This is a genomic window from Sphingobium sp. VMM, assembly GCF_056790315.1.
In genome coordinates this window covers 135,076-153,409 of record NZ_JBXGSI010000006.1, presented here as the reverse complement: position 1 = coordinate 153,409, position 18,334 = coordinate 135,076, and the positions used below count along the sequence as shown (strand labels likewise).

The 18,334-nt window shown below is 65.6% G+C and carries 21 protein-coding genes, 2 tRNA genes and 1 other RNA gene; 9 read left to right on the top strand and 15 right to left on the bottom strand.

Annotation, left to right across the window (positions count from 1 at the left end; translation table 11 throughout):
• Positions 1-292 precede the first annotated feature (292 nt).
• From ACUCV3_RS09895 to thiE, 7 genes are all read right to left on the bottom strand, one after another.
• Entirely contained in the window at positions 293-1,105 is an 813-nt protein-coding gene (locus ACUCV3_RS09895) for an inositol monophosphatase family protein (RefSeq protein WP_004211727.1), read from the bottom strand.
• 36 nt (positions 1,106-1,141) lie between these two features.
• The gene (locus ACUCV3_RS09890) at positions 1,142-1,498 is read right to left on the bottom strand and encodes a hypothetical protein (RefSeq protein ID WP_010337223.1); all 357 of its coding nucleotides are present in this window, start codon (positions 1,496-1,498) and stop codon (positions 1,142-1,144) included.
• Entirely contained in the window at positions 1,498-2,061 is a 564-nt protein-coding gene (gene efp, locus ACUCV3_RS09885) for an elongation factor P (RefSeq protein ID WP_004211725.1), read from the bottom strand. The genes ACUCV3_RS09890 and efp overlap by 1 nt, the downstream gene beginning before the upstream one ends.
• A 214-nt stretch (positions 2,062-2,275) precedes the next feature.
• Positions 2,276-2,842, bottom strand: a complete 567-nt coding sequence (locus ACUCV3_RS09880) for a M23 family metallopeptidase (RefSeq protein WP_048937336.1) — start codon at positions 2,840-2,842, stop codon at positions 2,276-2,278.
• A complete protein-coding gene (locus ACUCV3_RS09875; protein WP_048937337.1) occupies positions 2,839-3,957 on the bottom strand; it encodes a L,D-transpeptidase family protein in 1,119 nt (372 codons plus the stop codon). The genes ACUCV3_RS09880 and ACUCV3_RS09875 overlap by 4 nt, the downstream gene beginning before the upstream one ends.
• A 48-nt stretch (positions 3,958-4,005) precedes the next feature.
• On the bottom strand, positions 4,006-4,374 hold the full coding sequence (locus tag ACUCV3_RS09870; protein WP_004211722.1) for a DUF1622 domain-containing protein: 369 nt from the start codon (positions 4,372-4,374) through the stop codon (positions 4,006-4,008).
• Positions 4,375-4,448: 74 nt separating this feature from the next.
• On the bottom strand, positions 4,449-5,141 hold the full coding sequence (gene thiE / locus ACUCV3_RS09865) for a thiamine phosphate synthase (protein WP_010337227.1): 693 nt from the start codon (positions 5,139-5,141) through the stop codon (positions 4,449-4,451).
• 74 nt (positions 5,142-5,215) lie between these two features.
• Between thiE and ACUCV3_RS09860 the strand changes: the two genes are divergently transcribed.
• Positions 5,216-6,343 carry a DmpA family aminopeptidase gene (locus ACUCV3_RS09860; RefSeq protein WP_048937338.1) on the top strand — a complete coding sequence of 376 codons (1,128 nt, stop codon included), beginning with the start codon at positions 5,216-5,218 and terminating at the stop codon, positions 6,341-6,343.
• Here the strand turns inward: ACUCV3_RS09860 and ACUCV3_RS09855 are convergent.
• Positions 6,255-6,824, bottom strand: coding sequence for a hypothetical protein (locus tag ACUCV3_RS09855; protein ID WP_048937339.1), 570 nt, complete (start codon positions 6,822-6,824; stop codon positions 6,255-6,257). The genes ACUCV3_RS09860 and ACUCV3_RS09855 overlap by 89 nt on opposite strands.
• Positions 6,825-6,829: 5 nt before the next feature.
• Positions 6,830-7,735 (bottom strand): fructose bisphosphate aldolase, encoded by a 906-nt coding sequence (locus ACUCV3_RS09850; RefSeq protein WP_048937340.1) that lies wholly within the window; start codon positions 7,733-7,735, stop codon positions 6,830-6,832.
• Positions 7,736-7,994: 259 nt separating this feature from the next.
• Between ACUCV3_RS09850 and ACUCV3_RS09845 the strand changes: the two genes are divergently transcribed.
• Both ACUCV3_RS09845 and ACUCV3_RS09840 read left to right on the top strand, forming a co-directional pair.
• A complete protein-coding gene (locus ACUCV3_RS09845) occupies positions 7,995-8,492 on the top strand; it encodes a TlpA family protein disulfide reductase (protein ID WP_053094329.1) in 498 nt (165 codons plus the stop codon).
• A gap of 79 nt (positions 8,493-8,571) precedes the next feature.
• Positions 8,572-9,783: an MFS transporter gene (locus ACUCV3_RS09840; protein ID WP_048937341.1), complete on the top strand. Its 1,212-nt coding sequence runs from the start codon at positions 8,572-8,574 to the stop codon at positions 9,781-9,783.
• A 20-nt stretch (positions 9,784-9,803) separates the two neighbouring features.
• On the opposite strand, the gene ACUCV3_RS09835 is transcribed toward ACUCV3_RS09840, so the two are convergent.
• The 3 genes from ACUCV3_RS09835 to tkt form a co-directional block, all read right to left on the bottom strand.
• On the bottom strand, positions 9,804-11,006 hold the full coding sequence (locus ACUCV3_RS09835; protein WP_037507546.1) for a phosphoglycerate kinase: 1,203 nt from the start codon (positions 11,004-11,006) through the stop codon (positions 9,804-9,806).
• Positions 11,007-11,077: 71 nt separating this feature from the next.
• Complete coding sequence (gap, locus tag ACUCV3_RS09830; protein WP_004211711.1) at positions 11,078-12,088, bottom strand: type I glyceraldehyde-3-phosphate dehydrogenase; 1,011 nt, start codon at positions 12,086-12,088, stop codon at positions 11,078-11,080.
• Between the two features lie 36 nt (positions 12,089-12,124).
• On the bottom strand, positions 12,125-14,092 hold the full coding sequence (gene tkt / locus ACUCV3_RS09825) for a transketolase (protein ID WP_048937342.1): 1,968 nt from the start codon (positions 14,090-14,092) through the stop codon (positions 12,125-12,127).
• 32 nt (positions 14,093-14,124) lie between these two features.
• Between tkt and ACUCV3_RS09820 the strand changes: the two genes are divergently transcribed.
• The 6 genes from ACUCV3_RS09820 to aqpZ all read left to right on the top strand — a co-directional run bounded on the left by ACUCV3_RS09820 (position 14,125) and on the right by aqpZ (position 16,798).
• A complete protein-coding gene (locus ACUCV3_RS09820; protein ID WP_137405447.1) occupies positions 14,125-14,457 on the top strand; it encodes a hypothetical protein in 333 nt (110 codons plus the stop codon).
• Complete coding sequence (locus ACUCV3_RS09815; protein ID WP_048937343.1) at positions 14,450-14,785, top strand: cell division protein ZapA; 336 nt, start codon at positions 14,450-14,452, stop codon at positions 14,783-14,785. Before ACUCV3_RS09820 ends, ACUCV3_RS09815 begins: the two co-directional genes overlap by 8 nt.
• 11 nt (positions 14,786-14,796) lie before the next feature.
• Positions 14,797-14,953: non-coding RNA, 6S RNA (gene ssrS, locus ACUCV3_RS09810), on the top strand.
• 28 nt (positions 14,954-14,981) lie between these two features.
• Entirely contained in the window at positions 14,982-15,563 is a 582-nt protein-coding gene (locus ACUCV3_RS09805) for a 5-formyltetrahydrofolate cyclo-ligase (RefSeq protein WP_048937344.1), read from the top strand.
• A 5-nt stretch (positions 15,564-15,568) separates the two neighbouring features.
• On the top strand, positions 15,569-15,811 hold the full coding sequence (locus ACUCV3_RS09800) for a DUF2842 domain-containing protein (RefSeq protein WP_010337236.1): 243 nt from the start codon (positions 15,569-15,571) through the stop codon (positions 15,809-15,811).
• Positions 15,812-16,066: 255 nt separating this feature from the next.
• Positions 16,067-16,798, top strand: a complete 732-nt coding sequence (aqpZ, locus tag ACUCV3_RS09795) for an aquaporin Z (RefSeq protein ID WP_048937381.1) — start codon at positions 16,067-16,069, stop codon at positions 16,796-16,798.
• A 101-nt stretch (positions 16,799-16,899) separates the two neighbouring features.
• Here the strand turns inward: aqpZ and ACUCV3_RS09790 are convergent.
• The 3 genes from ACUCV3_RS09790 to ACUCV3_RS09780 form a co-directional block, all read right to left on the bottom strand.
• Positions 16,900-16,976, bottom strand: a tRNA-Asp gene (locus tag ACUCV3_RS09790).
• A gap of 80 nt (positions 16,977-17,056) precedes the next feature.
• A tRNA-Asp gene (locus tag ACUCV3_RS09785) sits at positions 17,057-17,133 on the bottom strand.
• Positions 17,134-17,174: 41 nt separating this feature from the next.
• Complete coding sequence (locus ACUCV3_RS09780) at positions 17,175-18,329, bottom strand: AI-2E family transporter (protein ID WP_004211703.1); 1,155 nt, start codon at positions 18,327-18,329, stop codon at positions 17,175-17,177.
• Positions 18,330-18,334 lie beyond the last annotated feature (5 nt).

Below are 18,334 nucleotides of genomic sequence, written 5' to 3'. Positions count from 1 at the left end.
AATCCCCTGGGCGAAAATTGTTCTGGGGGGCCTTTAGGCCTGCTGCATATGCGAAGCAAGGGGCGAACCTATGAGAATGATTCGCAACAATTGCAAAGGCTTGATCGCGTTACCAAAAGCGCAAGAGACGATTGCCGCAGACACAAAAAAACAGGCGCCGGACCACCTTTGGAAGCCCGAAGACTCGCCGCGGTGGGCCGACGCCCTTTGCTCTTAAATCAGAAGCTTAGCAGAGCCCGATTCACGCCATCGGCGGAAGCGCGGAGCGCCTCCCCCAATCGCGACCAGGCTCTTAGCGCAGCGCGCCTGCGACCAGCTTGTGCAGCTTGCTGTGGGTCGCGTCATTGCCGGCGATCACTTCCTTGCGGTCGATCATCTGGTCGCCGCCGCGGAAGTCGCTGACGAAGCCACCAGCTTCGCGCACCATCAGGATGCCAGCCGCCACGTCCCAGGGCTGGAGGCCGCTTTCCCAGAAGCCGTCATAGCGGCCCGAGGCGACATGGGCGAGGTCGAGCGAGGCGGCACCGAAGCGACGCAGGCCGGCGACCGAAGGCGCCACCGCACCGAAGATGCGCGTCCATTCGGCCATGTTGCCATGACCCATGAACGGAATACCGGTGGCGATCAGGCAGTCGGCGAGGTCACGACGGGCCGAGACGCGCAGGCGCTGATCATGACGCCAGGCCCCGCGATTCTTTTCCGCCCAATAGCTTTCGTCGGTGACCGGCTGGTAGATCAGGCCCGAGGTCACTTCGCGCTTGCCGCCGAACAACGGCTCCTCGACCGCGATCGAGATGGCGAAGTGCGGGATGCCATGCAGGAAGTTGGTGGTGCCGTCGAGCGGATCGATGATCCAGCGCGGCTTGTTGGGATCTCCTTCGATTACCCCGCCCTCTTCCAGCAGGAAGCCCCAGTCGGGACGCGCCTTCTGCAATTCCTCGACCAGCGTCTGTTCGGCCTGCTTGTCGGCCTTGGACACGAAGTCCGCCGGCCCCTTGCGCGATACCTGCAGATGCTCGACCTCGCCGAAGTCGCGGCGCAGCTTGGAGCCGGCCTTGCGGGCGGCGCGTTCCATGACGGTGAGAAGGCCGGAATGGGATACCATGTAAAATCTCCGCCGCCCCGGTGGGCGGCCTTTGCTTTATTTCTTGGGGGCGGGCTTGGCGGCGGCCGGACGATAGCCACAGGTGCCGGCGATCACCGCCAGCATCTGCGAGGGATCCTTGCGGTTCACCTTGCCCGGATTGCCCGCGATCACCTTGTCGGTCGCCGCACTGATCTGCGACAGCGAATTGCTGTAGAGGCATTCGAACAGCGCGGTCTTGACCGGCTGTTCGACCTCCTTCGACTCCAGCGCGCTGCTGATGACCTGCAGCACATAGGCCGCACTGTCGATCTGCGCCTTGGACGGCTTGTTGACCGTCTGGGCAGGGAGCGCAGCCGGCACAGCGCCGATCGCGAGGATGGCGGCGACTGCCGTGCTGCGCCCGAACCGCATCAGTCGGCCCGCTTCACATATTCGCGCTCATAGACATCGACCACGATGCGCGTGCCGGTGACGATGTGCGGCGGAACCATGACGCGGACGCCATTATCGAGGATCGCCGGCTTGTAGCTGGCCGATGCGGTCTGGCCCTTCACCACGGCGTCGGCTTCGACGATGGTCGCTTCGACCGTCTCGGGCAGCTGGACGCTGATCGGACGTTCTTCATACATTTCCAGCATGACCATCATGCCGTCCTGCAGGAAGGCGGCGGCATCGCCGACCAGGTCCATCGGCAGGTTGATCTGGTCATAGGTTTCGGTGTCCATGAACACCAGCATGTCACCCTCGGGGTAGAGATACTGGAAATCCTTGGTGTCGAGGCGGATGCGCTCGACGCTCTCGGCCGAGCGGAAGCGGACATTGTTCTTGCGGCCATCGATCAGGTTCTTCAGCTCCACCTGCATATAGGCGCCGCCCTTGCCGGGCTGGGTGTGCTGAATCTTGACGGCGCGCCACAGGCCACCCTCATATTCGATATTGTTGCCGGGACGAATGTCCACGCCGCTGATCTTCATGGGAAGAGCCTGCCTATATGTCTGAATGTGGAAAAGAGCCGGCCTCTGCGAGGCTGGCCGCGCCTTTACCGCGAGACGGCGCCAAGGGCAAGAGGGCGGCGTTTCCGCTTAACTTCGCACATTTCCCGCACATTTTGAAATTCGCTTTCCTACTTGAGCAATTTTCGGTCGCGGCTGGCCCCGATGATAGCCGATCGCGGGCCGATAGGACAGGTCATTGGCCGACCAGCAGCGGATAGGGATTGACCGGCTGGCCACCATACCAGGGATCAGCCGGCGCCATGCGGTTGACGGCGAAATGGAGGTGCGGCGCGGCGGGATCGGCATTGCCGGTGCTGCCCACGGTCGCGATGCGCTGCCCGCGCCTGACCGCCTGCCCTTCGTGCAGGCCGGGCGCATAGCTGTCGAGATGGGCATAATAATAGAGGGTGTGCCCGTCGGGCGCGCGTTCATAAAGGGTGCGGCCACCCACCTCGCTCCAAAAGATCTTCTCGATCCGGCCGTCGGCAGCGGCCAGCACCGCCCTGCCCCGCGCCGCCATGATGTCGATCGCATCATGCGGGCGGGCGCCGCCTGCCCGCGCCTGGGTGAAGGTGTCGGTGAGCGCGGACGCCGGCACGCCCTCCACCGGGATCAGCAGCGCGCCGTTGCTGACGGTTGGCGGCGCGGATGCAACGGATCGCACCGGCGCATCGGCCGGGACGATCCGCACGCAATAGCGGGCGAAGGCGATGCAGAGCAGCAGCGCGACCGCGACACCGCCCCACAGCCGGACGTTCATGCCTGGAACTTCGCCTTGACGCCGCTCTTCACCATCTGCGCCAGCCGCGCGGCATCCCAGTTGGTGAGGCGGATGCAGCCATGACTTTCGGTGCGGCCGATCAGTTGCGGCTCGGGCGTGCCATGGATGCCATAATGATCCTTGGACAGATCGATCCACACGACGCCGACCGGGCCGTTGGGACCGGGTTTCAGCACCGCCTTCTGATCCTTCGACGCGGCATCCCAGAACAGGTCGGGATTATAATGGAAATCGGGATTGCGGCTGACGCCCTTGATCGTCCATTCGCCCAGCGGCAGCGGATCATGCTGTGACCCGGTGGTGACCGGGAATTGCGCGATCAGGCGGTTGTCCGCGCCATAGACCTTGAGCAGCCCTTCCGACTTGTCGACCACCAGATGGTCGGCCTGTGGCTGGTCCCTGGCGACGCCCAGGCTGGCGAGCGTTTCGCCCCAGCCACGCTCGTCGCCCTCGATCCGTGCCACTGGCTGGTTGGCGATCGCCGGCACACGGACCGTCGCACCAGCAGCGACCTTCGTATCGGGCGGGTTCATGCCGGTCAGCACTTCGGGCGTGGTGTGGAAGCGCTCCGCCAGCTTTTCGAGCAGGTTGCGATAGGTAAGCGCGGGCAGGCTCGCCTGATTGTTCAGGCCCTTGGGGATGTCGAAGAAGGGCCCGCGGGCAAAACCGTCGGGAATGCGCACCAGCCAGGTGGTCGGCTTCGCCTCCCCCTCCAGCAGCGCGGCCGAGGTCTTCTGGTCATAATCGCCAGTGACCGGCAGCTTGTTCGCCTCCTGGAAGCCGCGCAAGGCCGCCTTGAAGCTTATCCCGTCCTTGCCGTCGATCACGCCGGGCGAGAAGCCCCAGCGATCGAGCGCCACCTGCGCCTGCAATATCTGGTTGGGCTGCCAGGGCTTGCCGCCGGGTTCCTCCACGACCTGGAAAGCATAGGCAGCCGAAGGGTCGGGCGCGGCCTGTGTCTGGTTGATCGGTGTCTGGTTGGTTGGAGCGGCTGGCTGGCTTTCATTGGCGTCGGTGGTCGACACATTGCAGGCCGCGCACAGCAGCGGCAGGCCGAGAAGACGATATTTCAAGGCGATACTCTCCCACATCATGGAAGAGACAACGCAGCAGGCGGCGGAAAGCTGCCTGTGCCGCTGCGATCAGATGGCTTCGGCCTCCGCCTTGGCCTTCTCGCGCTCGCGTATCCCCTCCAGATCGCGATCGAGGAAATAGTTGAGGAAGGTGCGGATGGCCGCGATCGCCCCGAGCTTGCCGATTTCCGCCCAGGTCGGGGCGATGCTGGTTTCCACGATATCAGCCGCAAGCTGGAAACTCAGTCCGGCGACCGCCCAGCGGCCAAAGCTCATCCAGACCGGCATGAGCTTCGATTCGTCCGCCTTGAAAAGCAGCAGCCCGGTCAGGCCGATCGCACCCTGAACGGAGCCGATGGCGATCGCCAGGATCGCCAGCAGATTGACCAGCAGCGCGACATATTCCGCCAACTGATGGACGAATTCTTCCAACGCCATGCCCAGCACCCCTTGCCCGATTGCAGGGATGCTGGCCCGGCGGCGGCCCTTTGCCTATCGGGATAAACCCGCGATTAGGCGCCGCCCAGCACCGACGCGAAGGCGGCGACCCCGGCCTTGGGCCCTTCGGGGTGATTCCACACCGTGCCGCTGACCGCCAGGAAGTCGGCGCCTGCCGCGATCAGGGGGGCGGCATTGTCCGGCGTGATGCCGCCGATCGCGACGCAGGGCAGTTCGAACAGGGTGGTCCACCAGCCCAGGATCGACGGTTCGGCGCGGTGCGTCGTTTCCTTGGTCGTGGTCGGGTAGAAGGCGCCGAAGGCGACATAGTCGGCTCCCGCCTCGCCCGCTTCCATCGCCAGATGGCGGCTGTCGTGACAGGTGACGCCGATCTGGACCTTGGGGCCAAGCTGCTTGCGCGCCTCGCGCGGGTCGCCATCTTCCTGCCCCAGATGGACACCATCAGCGTTCAGCCGCTTGGCAAGGCCGATGCTGTCATTGATGATGAAGGCGACCTCGCGCTCGGCACAGAGCGCTTGGATCGGCCCGGCGAGTGCCGCGATGGCATGATCGTCGATCCCTTTGAGGCGCAACTGGAAGGCGGCGACCTTGCCGCCGTCGAATGCCTGGGCGAGCTGATCGACGAAAGTCTCGTCGATCGCCGGCGGCGAAATCAGATAGAGTTGGCAAGCGGGGCGAAAGCCCTTTTCGAACTGCTCGGCAAAATGGGGGTCGAGCGCCAGTTCTTCGTCAGTGAAATCGGTCATGCGCGCCTTATAGCCGCTCGCGCGGCCGCGCCAAGTGCGGCTATGACCGCGATCACAATACCGAAGGATATTCCATGCGCCATGCTTTCGCCGCCCTGCTGCTCCTGTCCGCCGCGCCCGTGCTGGCGCAGGAGGCGCCGCGGCCGCGCGCGCGGGAGGCAGGCGTGACCGTCGGCATCCTCCAGCCCGGCCCGCTCAACGCGATCACCGATGTCGCGGGGGTGAAGGTGGGCCAGGTGACGCTGCCGCGCAGCAAGGACGTCAACACCGGCGTCACCGCGATCCTGCCTCATGGCGGCAACCTGTTCCAGGACAAGGTGCCGGCCGGCTTCGTCGCCTATAATGCGTTCGGCAAGTTCATGGGATCGACCCAGGTGGCCGAACTGGGCGAGATCGAGACGCCGATCCTGCTGACCAATACGCTGAACGTGGCGGAGGCGAGCGCAGCCTCGGTCGAATGGACGCTGGCGCAGACCGGCAATGAGGAGGTGCGGTCGGTCAATGCCGTGGTGGGCGAGACCAATGACGGCATGCTCAATGACATTCGCGGGCGGCATGTCACCATCGCCGACGCGCGGCGCGCGATCGAGAGCGCCAAGGCCGGCCCGGTCGAGGAAGGCGGCGTGGGCGCGGGCACCGGCACGGTGGCGTTCGGCTTCAAGGCGGGGATCGGCACATCCTCCCGCAAGCTGCCTGCGTCGCTCGGGGGCTGGACCGTGGGCGTGCTGGTCCAGGCCAATTATGGCGGGGTGCTGACGATCGCGGGCGTGCCGGTGGGGGTGAAGCTTGGCCGCTACGACTATCGCCAGCAGGTGGAGGAAAAGAAGGCGGACGGATCGGTCGTGATCGTGATCGCGACCGATGCGCCGCTGTCCGACCGCAACCTGCGCCGCGTCGCCGAGCGCGCCTTTGGCGGCATCGCGCGGACCGGGTCGAGCTTCTCCAACGGGTCGGGCGACTATGCCATCGCCTTCTCCACCAGCGATGCAGTGCGGCGCACGACGGCGAAGCGCAATGCCGTGGCGGCGGTCGATGACCTGCCCAATGACCGCATCTCGCCGCTGTTCCAGGCGACGATCGAGGCGACCGAGGAAGCGGTGTTGAACGCGCTGTTCAGGGCGCAGACCGTGGCCGGCAATCGCGGGACGGCAGAGGCCCTGCCGCTCGACAAGGTGCTGCCGATGCTGAAGCGCACGCGCTGAAGGCAGCGATGAAGGCGACTGGATCGTCAAGCCGGTGGGCAAGGTAGCGGATCGTGCGCCGACCTGCCTTGGCCGGTGGGTCGAGCGCGATGACGACGTTGGGATGGGCGACCAGCGCGCCGTTGAAGAGGCCTGCCGCCTTGAGATCGGCCAGCGTCCAGTCGTCGCGCAGCCCTGCGACTTGCGACCAGGGGATGGAGAGGCTGCGCAGCTTGCCCACAGGCCAGACCAGCCCGTCCGGGCCGATCCGCACCGGATGGTCGCGGAAGGATCGGATGAAAAGGATGAACCAACCGATCGTGGCGAGGCTCAGCAGCGAAAGGACAAGCGCCGCGCGCGGGCTCCACAGCGCGACCAGCAGATGGACCACGGACGTCTCGACGACCATCAGGCCCAATAAAACCCAGAGCATCGGCGCGACCGCGCGATGATAGGAAAAGACGGCGCCGGCGGGATTTTCCCTCTGCCCGGCGCCGTCCATATGCGTCAGGCCGCGACCGGGGTCTTGGTGGCCGAAGCAGCGTAGATCTCGTCGATCGCGCCGCCCAGCGACGCGTTGAATTCGTCGTCGCTCATCTGGTGGCGCAGGTCGTTCAGCAGCGCGCGGCTGAAGCTGGCGATGATGCCGCGATTCTTGGCCAGTTCGGCGCAGGCTTCGGTGCGGCTGAAGCCACCCGACAGGGCGACGACGCGCAGCACCTTGGGATGATCGACCAGCGGATCGAACAGGCCGGCCTTGGCGGGCAGCGAGAGCTTGAGCATCACCTGCTCGCCTTCGGGCAGGGCGTCGAGCTGCTTGAGGATTTCCTCGAGCAGGATCTGGTCGGCCTCGGCGCGTTCGGGCGACTTGATGTTCACTTCGGGTTCGATGATCGGCATCAGGCCGCCGGCCAGCACTTGGCGGCCGACTTCGAACTGCTGCGCGACCACGGCGGCAATGCCCTCACGGTTGGCGAGGTTGACGACCGAGCGTTCCTTGGTGCCGAACACGCCCAGGCCCTTGGCGCGGGCGAGCAGCGCGTCGAGTTCGGGCATCGGCTTCATCAGCTGCACGCCGTTCGCCTCATCCTCCAGCCCCTTGTCGATCTTGATGAAGGGCACGACGCCGCGTTCGAGCAGCGCGGTCGGGGTCGGCTTGCCGTCGACGGTGCCGTCCATGGTGCGCTCGAACAGGATCGCGCCCAGCACCTTGTCGCCGGTGAAGGCGGGCGAAGTGATGACACGGCTGCGCATGCCATGGATCAGGCCGAACATCTCCTCGTCATTGCTCCAGGCGCTTTCTTCGACGCCATAGCCCTTGAGCGCCTTGGGCGTGGAACCGCCGCTCTGGTCGAGCGCGGCGATAAAGCCCTGACCGTCGGAAACCTTCTTGACCATGTCCTGATCCAGCATCTGCACATACCTTCTCTTGGGGCGCGCCGCCCCCTCGGCAGCGCGGAAAGATGGAAGCCATCGGGCAAACCCGAGGGCATGACTGTAGCGCGCCGTCAGGCCCGCCGGTATCCGGGCTGTTAGCTAGTCCCATGTCGCACCGCAAGATGCTTGACCCCGCGCGGCGACGGGGCGGCCGCCAATATCGTTGGCGCGTGCGAAAGTGCCTGATAGGCTGTGGCCAAAGGTCTGAATCGGGGGAAGAATGGGGATCGGGAAGATGCGGCCCGTCATGGCGGCCGCGCTGATGCTGGGGCTGCTCGATATCGGGGCGGCGCAGGCGGCGACCAAGCCGGTCGTCGGCGAGATGGCGCCGGATTTCGAGCTGACGCTGATCGACGGCAGCAAGGTGTCGCTGACGGAACTGAAGGGCCAGGTGGTGCTGCTCAATTTCTGGGCGACCTGGTGCGTACCGTGTCGCAAGGAATTACCGACGCTCGACAGCTATTATGGGCTCCAGAAGAAACATGGGCTGAAGATATTCGCGATCACGACCGAAGGATCGGTGCCGATCGCGCAGCTGAAGCAATTGTTCGCTGCGATGCACATCCCGTCGGCCAAAAGGATCAAGGGGCCTTATGGCCCACTGACCGGGGTGCCGACCAATTTCGTCATCGATCGGGCGGGCCGGCTGCGCTACGCCAAGTCAGGCGCGTTCGATCTGGAGGATCTCAATGCGCTGCTGGTGCCCTTGCTCAACGAACAGCCGCCCGCCTGAGGCCAATTTCCGTTGCATTGCACAATGAAATTTCCGTCATCGGGTTGAAAGCGCTTCCGGGGGTGACCATTAGGGCGGCATGACCCATTCTGCCGCCCTGCCCCTGCCGCGCGATGATGCGCCCCTGTCCCGCTTTGCCATATTGCTGATGGCGGTCGCGTGCGGGACGATGGTGGCCAACCTCTATTATGCCCAGACACTGATCGACGTGATCGGGCCGGAGATCGGCATGTCGGCCGGGGTCGCAGGCCTCATCACCACGCTGACGCAGCTTGGCTATGGCCTGGGCATCATCCTGGTGGTGCCGCTGGCCGACCTGTTCGAGAACCGGCGGATCGTGCTGATATCGGCGGTGGCGACGGTGCTGGGCTGTATCGCCATCGCCCTGTCCAATGGTCCCGCGACCTTCCTGATCGCGTCGGTCATGACCGGCGTCGGCGCGACCGGCGTGCAGGTGCTGATCCCGCTGGCCTCTCACCTCGCCCCACCCGAGCGGCAGGGGCGCGTGGTCGGCACAGTGATGAGCGGGTTGCTGTTCGGCATCATGCTGTCGCGGCCGATCGCCAGCTTCCTTGCTGGTTCGATGGGCTGGCGTGCGACCTTCCTGCTGTCGGCCGGGGTGATCGCGCTGGTCGCGATCGCGCTGCTGATCGCCTGTCCGCAGCGCCGGCCCAAGGGCGGCATGCATTATGGCGAAGTCCTAAGCTCCACCTTCTCGCAGCTTGGCAAATATCGCGTCGTGCGGATGCGCGCCTTCTACCAGGCCTCGATGTTCGCGGCGTTCAACCTGTTCTGGACCGCCGCGCCGCTAAGCCTGATCCATGACTTTGGCCTGGGCCATAACGGCATCGGCGCCTTTGCGCTCGCTGGCGCAGGCGGCGCGCTGGTGGCGCCGGTGGCGGGCTGGCTGGCGGACCGGCGCCTGACCGGCCCGGCCTCGCTCGGCGCGCTGATCGCGCTATCGATCGGCTTCCTGCTGGCGGACTGGACGGTGGCGGCGGGCAGCCTGATCGGCTTCACCATCATGGCGGTGCTGATCGATGCGGCGGTGCAGGTCAGCCAGATCACCGGGCAGAAGCTGATCTTCTCGCTCGATCCCCATGCGCGCGGCCGGATCAACGCGGCCTATATGACGGTGATGTTCGTGGTGGGGGCGCTGGGATCGGTGATCGGGTCGACCACCTATGAAGCGGGCGGCTGGAGCCTGAGCGCGATCGCCGGTGCAGCGATTGGCGGCGTGGCCGCGCTGGTCTTCATCCTGTTCGACCGGGGCGCCAGCGCCACGCGCTGACGCCCCCGCCGTCAAAAGGCTTAGGCGTAGAGCGCCTTCACGCCCGGCAGTTCCTTGCCTTCCATCCATTCGAGGAAGGCGCCGCCAGCGGTCGAGATGAAGGTGAAGTCGGCGGCCGCGCCGGCATGGTTGAGCGCGGCGACGGTGTCGCCACCGCCCGCGACCGAGACCAGCTGCCCTTCCTTGGTGAGCGCCGCCGCGGTCTTGGCAAGGGCGACGGTCGCGGCGTCGAAGGGCGCGATCTCGAACGCGCCGAGCGGGCCGTTCCACACCAGGGTGCGGCAATTCTTGAGCGCATCGCCCAGCGCCTCGACCGCGGCCGGACCGACGTCGAGGATCATCTCGTCCTCGGCGACTTCATGGACGTTGCAGGTCCGGACCGACGGCGGGTTGGCGGCAAATTCCTTCGCCACGACCACGTCATAGGGCAGATGGATGATGCAGCCGGCTTCTTCCGCCTTGTCGAAGATGGCGTCCGCCGTGTCGGCCAGATCCTTTTCGCACAGCGACTTGCCGACATCGACGCCACGGGCATGGAGGAAGGTGTTGGCCATGCCGCCGCCGATGATCAGATGATCGACCTTGGTGACGAGATTGTTGAGCACGTCGAGCTTGGTCGACACCTTGGCGCCGCCGACGACGGCCGCGACCGGCTTGACCGGGGCACCGAGCGCGGCTTCGAGCGCGTCCAGCTCCTTTTCCATCGAGCGGCCGGCAAAGGCGGGCAGCTTGTGGGCCAGCCCCTCGGTCGAAGCATGGGCGCGGTGCGCGGCGGAAAAGGCGTCGTTGACATAGAGATCGCCGATCGCGGCGATCGCATCGACCAGCGCGGGGTCGTTCTTTTCCTCGCCGGCATGGAAGCGGGTATTTTCGAGGATGGCGATGTCGCCGTTGCGCATCACCTTGATACCGTCGGTCGCGGCTTCACCCTGGCAGTCGGGAATGAACTGCACCTCGCGGCCCAGCACCTGGGTCAGCGGACGGGTGATCTTGCTCAGCGAAAATTCCGGGTTCTTCTGACCCTTGGGCCGGCCGAAATGGGCCAGGATCAGCACCTTGGCGCCGCGATCGGCCAGTTCCAGGATAGTCGGCATCGCCGCGCGCAGACGGGTGTCGTCGCTGACCGAACCGTCCTGCATCGGCACGTTCAGATCCTCGCGCACCAGCACCACCTTGCCGGTGATGTCGCCCATGTCGTCGAGTGTCTTGAACGGCTTTGCCATGATCGCTCCTAGAATTTGGAATTATATCAGAAGAAAAACCCCGCCGGTTGATCCGGCGGGGCTGAGAAGGCTTAGAGGAACTTCGCCATGACACCCGAGGTGTCGATCATGCGGTTCGAGAAGCCCCATTCATTGTCGTACCAGCTGAGCACGCGGACCAGGTTGCCCTCGATCACGGCCGTTTCCAGGCTGTCGACGGTCGAGCTGCGCGGATCGCCATTATAATCGATCGAGACCAGCGGCTCGTCCGAATAGCCGAGGATACCCTTGAGCGGGCCGGATTCCGACGCAGCCTTGAGCAGGCCGTTGACTTCCTCGACCGTGGTGGCGCGGCTGGGGATGAACTTCAGGTCGACGACCGAGACGTTCGGGGTCGGCACGCGGACCGACGAACCGTCCAGCTTGCCCTTGAGCGCCGGCAGAACCTCACCCACGGCGCGGGCGGCACCGGTGGTGGTCGGGATCATCGACAGGGCAGCGGCGCGGGCGCGACGCATGTCCTTGTGGATCTGGTCCAGCGTGTTCTGATCGTTGGTGTAGCTGTGGATCGTGGTCATGAAGCCGCGTTCGATGCCGATCGAATCGTTCAGCACCTTGGCGAGCGGCGCCAGGCAGTTGGTGGTGCAGCTGGCGTTCGAGATGATGATGTCGTCGGCGGTCAGCTCGTCATGGTTGACACCGAAGACGACAGTCTTGTCGACATTGGTACCCGGTGCCGAGATGACGACGCGCTTGGCGCCGGCGGTCAGGTGGGCGCCGGCCTTGTCCTTGCTGGTGAAGATGCCGGTGCATTCCAGGGCGATTTCGACGCCCAGTTCGGCGTGCGGCAGGTTGGCGGGATCGCGCTCTGCCGTCACCTTGATCTTCTTGCCGTCGACCACCAGGAAATCGCCGTCGACGCTGACTTCGCCGGCCCAGTTGCCATGGACCGAGTCGCGCTTGAACAGCAGGGCATTGGCCTTGGCATCGCCCAGGTCGTTGATGCTCACCAGTTCCAGATCATGGTCGGTGCGCGAGAGGATGGCGCGCGCCACCAGACGACCGATGCGGCCGAAACCGTTGATTGCTACCTTCGTTGCCACTGCACTTGTCTCCCGGTTTGCGTGTAGGTCTTGGGCTCAGGCGCCGAGCGCGGCCTTGATCTGCGGAGCGATCTTGGCGGCGGTCAGGCCGAAATGGTCGTAGAGCACTTCGGCAGGGGCCGACGCGCCGAAGCTGTCGATGCCGAAGCGCAGGCCGTCAAGGCCGGTATAGCGTTCCCAGCCGAAGGTGGTGCCGGCCTCGATCGAGGCGCGCAGCACGCCGGCGGGCAGGATGTCGGCCTTGTAGGCGGCGTCCTGCGCGTCGAAATGGGCCCAGCTGGGCATCGACACGACGTCGGCGCCGATGCCCTGCTCTTCCAGCGCCTTTGCGGTGGCGACGGCGATCTCGACTTCCGAACCGGTGGCGAGCAGCACGACCTTGCGATCGGCGGTCGCGGCGACCAGGCGATAGGCGCCCTTGGCCGACAGATTCTCAGCTTTTTCCAGGCGCAGCTGCGGCAGGTTCTGGCGGGTCAGCGCCAGCACCGACGGGCCGGTCGCATCCTTGAGCGCCAATTCCCAGCACTCCGCCGTCTCGACGATGTCGGCCGGGCGATAGACGTCGAGGTTCGGGATCATGCGCATCGACATGACATGCTCGATCGGCTGGTGGGTCGGGCCGTCTTCGCCCAGACCGATCGAGTCATGGGTGAGGACGTGGATCACGCGCTGTTCCTGCAGCGCGGCGAGGCGGATGCCGGCGCGCATATAGTCGGAGAAGACCAGGAAGGTGCCGCCATAGGGGATCACGCCACCATGCAGCGCCATGCCGTTCATCGCGCAGGCCATGCCGAATTCGCGGATGCCATAATAGACATAGCGGCCCGAATAATCGTCACGGGTCAGCGGGCCGGTCGACTTGGTCTTGGTGTTGTTCGAGCCGGTGAGGTCGGCCGAGCCGCCGACGGTTTCGGGCAGCAGATCGTTGATCGCGCCCAGCGCCAGTTCGCTGGCCTTGCGGGTGGCGACCTTCTGCGGGTTGGCGATCAGGCTGTCGATATAGGCGTCGAGCGAGAAGCCAGCCGGCAGTTCGCCCGCCATACGCCGCAAAAATTCAGCGCCTTCCGAAGCATTTGCCAGGCGACCTTCCCAGGCCTTGCGAACATCACCACCCTTGGCACCGATCGCCTTCCAGGCGGCGTCGATGTCGGCGGGGACGACGAAGGGTTCGGCGGTCCAGCCCAGGAACTCGCGGGCGGCGGCGACTTCGGCCTCGCCCAGCGCCGAGCCGTGGACGCCCGAGGTGCCGGCCTTGTTCGGCGCGCCATAACCGATCTTGGTGGCACAGGCGATCAGCGAGGGACGCGGATCGGCCAGTGCTTCGTCGATAGCGCGGCGGACATCGGCAACGTCATGGCCGTCGCACGACACGACATGCCAGCCGGTGGCGGCATAACGGGCGCGGACATCTTCGTTGCTCGACAAATCGACGGCGCCGTCGATGGTGATCTTGTTGTCGTCCCACAGCACGATCAGGCGCGAGAGGTTGAGGTGACCGGCAAGGCCGATCGCCTCATGGTTGATGCCTTCCATCAGGCAGCCGTCGCCGGCGATCACCCAGGTGCGGTGATCGACCAGATCGTCGCCGAACTCGGCATTCAGGTGACGCTCGGCAATCGCCATGCCGACGGCGGTGGCAAGGCCCGAACCCAGCGGGCCGGTGGTCGCTTCGACCCCTGCCAGCTCGAAATTCTCCGGGTGGCCGGCGCAGGGGCTGTTGAGCTGGCGGAAGTCGCGGATGTCGTCCATCGTCGGACGGGCATAGCCGGTGAGGTTCAGCAGCGAGTAGATCAGCATCGAGCCATGGCCGGCCGACAGCACGAAGCGGTCGCGATCGGCCCATTTCGGCGCGGCCGGATCGAACTTCACATAATCCTTGAACAGCACGGTGGCGACGTCAGCCATGCCCATCGGCATGCCGGGATGGCCGCTGTTGGCAGCCTGCACGGCGTCCATGGAAAGCGCCCGGATGGCGTTGGCGAGCTGCGTGTCGGAAACGGTCATAGCGGGAAGATGTCTTTCATGACTGGCATGGAATGCCCGCGCGAACGGGCGAGTCGATTTGGGTTCCCTTTGTCGCGTCAATCCACATGCGTCAACCGCAGGCGGGGCGCGGCGCGCGGCAAGCCGTCCAAACAGCGCTTTTGCAAGGCGAAAACATTGGCTATGCAGAAAATATGGCAAGCGACCGCATGATGCAGGCGATCGGCACGCTGGAGCGCGCGATCAGTCGGCTTGAACAGAATGTGGCCAGCCTTTCGCAGGCTGTCCCCCATGGCAATTCCGGCATCGACCAGATGGCCGCCCAGGCGGCATTGCAATCGCTGGACGATCTGATCGGAGAATTGCGAGGGCGCACCGATGGCTGAAATCATGCTGCAGATCGCCGGCCGCCCCTATCAGCTGCGCTGCCGCGATGGCGAGGAAGCGCATATGGCGCATCTGGCCCAGATCATCGAGGACAAGGCCTATCAGGCGCAGCGCAGCACGCCGGGCCTGACCGAGGTGCGCACCTTGCTGTTCGCGGCGCTGTTCATGGCGGACGAACTCAACGAACTGAAGCGCGCCGCAGCCGGCCGACAGGAGCAACTGGCGCTGGATGGCGATGACGAACCGACCGCCCGCGCGGTCGAGGCGTTGGCTGCGCGCGTAGAAAAGCTGAGCGAGGCTCTTGCCGCCCGCGCCGCCGACGCCTAGATTGGCGGCGACGGGCACTGCCTGGTGCGAGCTTTAGCGAACATCCCTGAGGCGATAATCACATCCACGGGGGCTGTCCCTGGGCGGGCTCTGGCCCGATCTACATGGTCCCCACCTGACGTTGAGGCGTCAGAGGATATTCCAGCAAACGGCCAAGGCGGTCCCGTCACCCTCCTCTTCCCAGCAAAGGCACCCCATGCCCGACGACAGTGATGCCGCCGACAAGTCGACCCTGCGCGCGATCGCCCGGCAGCGGCGGCGCAACTTCGTCGCCTCGCTCGACGCGCTGACCCACAGGCTGGCGTTCAAGGCCGTCCCCTCCCCGCTCGCCCAGCGTATCGCCGACGCGCAGGTGATCGCACTCTACATGGCGCTGGATGACGAGGCGCCGGCGCAGCGTCTGGCCCCGCAACTGGGCGTTATGGGCAAGCAGGTGGCGTTGCCGCGCGTACTCGATCGGCTCGGCAGCATGGATTTCCTGCTGTGGCGTCCCGAGGACCAGCTGTTCCCCGGCCTGTTCGGCACCAGCCACCCCGAGCCGTCAGGCGGTGCGGTGGTGCCGGATGTCATCATCGCGCCGCTGCTGGGTTTCGACCAGCGGATGAACCGCCTTGGCCAGGGTGGCGGCTATTATGACCGCGCCTTTGCCCGCCATCCCGATGCCTTGCGCGTCGGCCTTGCCTGGTCGGCGCAGGAACTGGATGATGTGCCGGCCGACCCGTGGGATCTGCCGCTCGACATGATCCTGACCGAAACCGCCGTGATCGAGGCAGGCTGAACCCGATGAGCATCGACCCGCGCCATTATCATCAGCCCAGCTGGCGCAAGCCGGCCGGCATGTTCGCGATCCTGGGACTGATCCTGGGCTGGGCCGTGCTGGTCGGCAGCCTGTCGCCGCTGATCGGCCAGTTGCCGATGTGGGGCCAGGTGCCGGTCTATATTTTCCTGGGCCTGATCTGGATCTGGATCCTGCCGCTGCGGCGGCTGCTCGCCTGGATGGAAACGGGGCGCTGGCGTCAGGGTTAATCCCGATGCCCAGCCCATGGTGTTTCGCCTTATCCCTGAGCGTTAGGCGACCGTAACGGACGCATCGCGGCTCTGCGCGATGCAGGCGGCTCGCCGGAAACGGGGGCAACGGCATGTCCATGCGCCAGTCACCAGCATCGGCCGCCCATGCCGCGGACCGCCCCTCCTGTCATCCTGCATTCTCCGGGCGGCGCCACCCCGCACCGGTCTCAAGCCATGTCCGGTGGCGGGCGCACAGTGCAACAGGAGGATCCGATGGTTCCATTGAGCAAGCGACTATTTGCCGAATGTTTCGGCACATTCTGGCTGGTGTTCGGCGGGTGCGGCAGCGCCGTGCTGGCCGCCGCCTTTCCCGATGTCGGCATCGGCCTGCTGGGCGTGGCGCTGGCCTTCGGCCTCACGGTGCTGACCATGGCCTTCTCCATCGGTCATATTTCGGGCTGTCACCTCAATCCGGCGGTAACGATCGGCCTGTGGGCCGGCGGGCGCTTCCCGGCCCGCGACATCGCCCCCTATATCGTCGTGCAACTGGTGGGCGCGGTGATCGCAGCCGCCCTGCTGCTGTTCATCGCCAGCGGCCAGCCGGGCTATGAGCTGGCGCCCAACGGCCTGGCGGTCAATGGCTATGGCCTGCATTCGCCGGGCGGCTACACGCTCTCATCGGGGCTGGCGATCGAGATGGTGCTGACCTTCGGCTTCCTGAGCGTCATCCTGGGCGCGACCGACAGCCGCGCGCCGGCGGGCTTTGCCCCGATCGCGATCGGCCTGGCGCTGACGCTGATCCACCTGATCAGCATCCCGGTCACCAACACCTCGGTCAATCCGGCGCGCAGCACCGGCCCTGCCCTGCTGGTCGGCGGGCTGGCCCTGCATCAGCTCTGGCTGTTCTGGGTGGCGCCGATCATCGGCGCGCTGGCCGCCGGCGGCGTCTATCGCTGGCTCGCCAACGAACCGCTGCCGCCGCATGTGACCGGCGAGCACCTCTGAGACGAATCGTCACGGGCCGATACCGTTGGTGTCGGCCCGCCGCCAATGTCGATGTGAGGAAGAAGGGATCGCCTTGCGATCGGATCACTTCAAAGATGAAGTGGCGCGAGTGACGGGGCTCGAACCCGCGACCTCCGGCGTGACAGGCCGGCGCTCTAACCAACTGAGCTACACCCGCGCAGGGCGGCATCCTATCGTGACCCATGGCCACCAGATGATGCAAATCTGTTTACCTTCCGACTTTCCTGTCAGGGAAAGTGGCGCGAGTGACGGGGCTCGAACCCGCGACCTCCGGCGTGACAGGCCGGCGCTCTAACCAACTGAGCTACACCCGCGTTCGGTGTGGGCGGCCGTCTATGCGGGTCCGGCCAAGCTGTCAACCGTCCTCGCCATCAGTTTCTTCACTTGTTGCATTTTCTTTGCGACGGCTGACCGTCAGCGTCCCCTGTTCGAACAGGAAACCGGCAATGTCGGGCGTGCCGGCGGCGGCCACCACGGTCTGCACGATGATGAGCAACGGGACGCCGAGCAGCGCACCGGGCGTGCCCCAGACCCAGCCCCAGAAGGTCAGCGAGACGAGAATCAGCAGCGGGTTCATCGTCAGGCGACGGCCAAGGATGGTGGGCGTGATGACATTGGCCTCCACCAGATGGAAGCCGATCTGGAGAAAGGCGGGCAGCAGCGCCGTCCAGACATCGTCGAACACCATGAGGCCGCCCAGCGCCAGCAGCACGGCGGCCAGCATCGGCCCGAAATAGGGAATGAAGTTGAGCAATGCGACGATGCCGCCCCACATCCAGGGCGAGGGCATGCCGATAAGCCAGAGCGCCAGCGCCACGGCGAGCCCCAGGCACAGGTTGATGGTGGCGATCGTCATCACATAGGCGGAGGTCGCGTCGACCACATTCTGGATCACCCGCGCGACCGCCATGGCGCCGTCGAAACTGCCCCGGCTGTTGATCGTGCGGCGGCGCAGCCGGGTCCAGCCGGCAAGGAAGAAATAGATGATGAGCAGCGCAAACACCATCTGGATGATCGCGGACGGGGCGGAGGCGGCCGCGAACTGCAGCAGCGATCCGGGCGTTTCCACCGCCGCCCGGTGCGCGACCGATGCCGGCCCCGCGACCAGCATCTGGACGGTTTCGTCGACGAATCGCTGAGCCTGCGAATAAAAATCGATGAGCGGCGCCAGCGTCGCCTGAATCTTGGGTAGGCGCTGGGGCAGGATGCGGAACCAGTCGGTCGCCGGCACCACGATCAGCACCAGCGCGGTGTTGGCGACGCTGAGGAAGGCGACGACCGCCAGCAGCGCCGACAGGCCCGAGGGCAGCCCGCGCCGCTCCAGCCATTCGAGCAGCGGCACCAGCGCGATCGCGATCACCAGCGCGGCGGTCAGCGGCAGGAAAAATTCGGCCCCCGCGCGCAGCGCGAAGGGCAAGGCCAGCAACAGGCCGACGCCCGAGGACAAGGCGATCGACGCCAGCAAACGGTCGCGCCGCCGATTGACTTCCAGTTCCTCGTTGGTGGTCACGCCCG

Excerpts from the sequence above, each read along its gene's own strand:
- ACUCV3_RS09845 (WP_053094329.1), top strand. The coding sequence starts at position 7,995 with ATGCGGCCCGTCATGGCGGCCGCGCTGATGCTGGGGCTGCTCGATATC.
- ACUCV3_RS09800 (WP_010337236.1), top strand. The coding sequence starts at position 15,569 with ATGAGCATCGACCCGCGCCATTATCATCAGCCCAGCTGGCGCAAGCCG.
- ACUCV3_RS09895 (WP_004211727.1), bottom strand. The coding sequence starts at position 1,105 with ATGGTATCCCATTCCGGCCTTCTCACCGTCATGGAACGCGCCGCCCGC.
- aqpZ (WP_048937381.1), top strand. The coding sequence starts at position 16,067 with ATGGTTCCATTGAGCAAGCGACTATTTGCCGAATGTTTCGGCACATTC.
- ACUCV3_RS09805 (WP_048937344.1), top strand. The coding sequence starts at position 14,982 with ATGCCCGACGACAGTGATGCCGCCGACAAGTCGACCCTGCGCGCGATC.
- ACUCV3_RS09855 (WP_048937339.1), bottom strand. The coding sequence starts at position 6,824 with ATGGACGGCGCCGGGCAGAGGGAAAATCCCGCCGGCGCCGTCTTTTCC.
- thiE (WP_010337227.1), bottom strand. The coding sequence starts at position 5,141 with ATGACCGATTTCACTGACGAAGAACTGGCGCTCGACCCCCATTTTGCC.
- ACUCV3_RS09860 (WP_048937338.1), top strand. The coding sequence starts at position 5,216 with ATGCGCCATGCTTTCGCCGCCCTGCTGCTCCTGTCCGCCGCGCCCGTG.
- tkt (WP_048937342.1), bottom strand. The coding sequence starts at position 14,092 with ATGACCGTTTCCGACACGCAGCTCGCCAACGCCATCCGGGCGCTTTCC.
- efp (WP_004211725.1), bottom strand. The coding sequence starts at position 2,061 with ATGAAGATCAGCGGCGTGGACATTCGTCCCGGCAACAATATCGAATAT.
- ACUCV3_RS09870 (WP_004211722.1), bottom strand. The coding sequence starts at position 4,374 with ATGGCGTTGGAAGAATTCGTCCATCAGTTGGCGGAATATGTCGCGCTG.
- ACUCV3_RS09835 (WP_037507546.1), bottom strand. The coding sequence starts at position 11,006 with ATGGCAAAGCCGTTCAAGACACTCGACGACATGGGCGACATCACCGGC.
- ACUCV3_RS09890 (WP_010337223.1), bottom strand. The coding sequence starts at position 1,498 with ATGCGGTTCGGGCGCAGCACGGCAGTCGCCGCCATCCTCGCGATCGGC.
- ACUCV3_RS09840 (WP_048937341.1), top strand. The coding sequence starts at position 8,572 with ATGACCCATTCTGCCGCCCTGCCCCTGCCGCGCGATGATGCGCCCCTG.
- ACUCV3_RS09880 (WP_048937336.1), bottom strand. The coding sequence starts at position 2,842 with ATGAACGTCCGGCTGTGGGGCGGTGTCGCGGTCGCGCTGCTGCTCTGC.
- ACUCV3_RS09815 (WP_048937343.1), top strand. The coding sequence starts at position 14,450 with ATGGCTGAAATCATGCTGCAGATCGCCGGCCGCCCCTATCAGCTGCGC.
- ACUCV3_RS09850 (WP_048937340.1), bottom strand. The coding sequence starts at position 7,735 with ATGCTGGATCAGGACATGGTCAAGAAGGTTTCCGACGGTCAGGGCTTT.
- ACUCV3_RS09820 (WP_137405447.1), top strand. The coding sequence starts at position 14,125 with ATGCCCGCGCGAACGGGCGAGTCGATTTGGGTTCCCTTTGTCGCGTCA.
- ACUCV3_RS09875 (WP_048937337.1), bottom strand. The coding sequence starts at position 3,957 with ATGATGTGGGAGAGTATCGCCTTGAAATATCGTCTTCTCGGCCTGCCG.